This window comes from Robertmurraya sp. DFI.2.37 (assembly GCF_029211245.1).
Classification (GTDB): Bacteria; Bacillota; Bacilli; order Bacillales; family Cytobacillaceae; genus Robertmurraya; species Robertmurraya methanolica_A.
In genome coordinates this window covers 1-294 of the sequence record NZ_JARGEJ010000727.1, presented here as the reverse complement: position 1 = coordinate 294, position 294 = coordinate 1, and the positions used below count along the sequence as shown (strand labels likewise).

Genomic DNA, 294 nt, shown 5'->3' with positions numbered 1-294 from the left:
AGCGCAAGTCATGAAATAGGAAAGAAAATATTCATCGGGGCCATCATCGCTGTTCCAGTATTATTTATTGTTCTCAATTTGCTTATTTCAGCAGATGCTTATTTTGCACAGATGATGAATTTACTGCCTCAATTGCTTAATTTTAGAGCGGATTATCTTGTTCGCTTTCTAATTATTTGTATTTTTGGTTTTGGAGGTCTGGAGCATGGGCATTGCTGTTTATCGGTCTTCTTTATTTATCAGCACCTGCTTATGCAGCTTTTTCTCGTTTTATCCTCATGACACAAGTAGCAG

Annotated in this window: 1 pseudogene; it reads left to right on the top strand. The window is 37.1% G+C overall.

The features are described 5' to 3' along the window. Positions 1 to 15: 15 nt before the first annotated feature. Positions 16 to 138, top strand: a pseudogene (locus PZE06_RS29770) (DUF4153 domain-containing protein); the annotation flags it as partial. Between the last annotated feature and the right edge of the window lie 156 nt (positions 139 to 294).